Origin of the sequence: Burkholderia sp. Bp9099 (assembly GCF_003857805.1) — a bacterium.
Taxonomy (GTDB): Bacteria; Pseudomonadota; Gammaproteobacteria; order Burkholderiales; family Burkholderiaceae; genus Burkholderia.
Window position 1 is genome coordinate 1 of the sequence record NZ_QTPU01000115.1, and the last position, 335, is coordinate 335.

Below are 335 nucleotides of genomic sequence, written 5' to 3' on the forward strand. Positions count from 1 at the left end.
GTGATGTTCACCGGACGGTCGAGGTTGTTCATGAAGATCCGGACGATTTCACCGAAGCCGAGCGTCACGATCGCCAGATAGTCGCCGCGCAGGCGCAGCGTCGGCGCGCCGAGCAGGATGCCGAAGGTCGCCGCCAGCGCCATCGCGATCGGCACGATGATCAGGAACGGGATGTGCAGGCCGTTCGGCGCGAGCGCCGCGATCCACTCGAACTGCGAGGTCAGGTGCGGCGAGCTCAGCAGTGCCGCCGTGTACGCGCCCACCGCGTAGAACGCGATGTAGCCGAGGTCGAGCAGGCCGGCGAAGCCGACCACCACGTTCAGGCCCAGCGCGAG

The 335-nt window shown here is 67.5% G+C and carries 1 protein-coding gene; it reads right to left on the reverse strand.

The window, feature by feature from the left end:
* Nucleotides 1–335 (reverse strand): ABC transporter permease subunit (locus DIE17_RS37175; protein WP_409410407.1); only part of this gene is annotated, 335 nt, incomplete at both ends.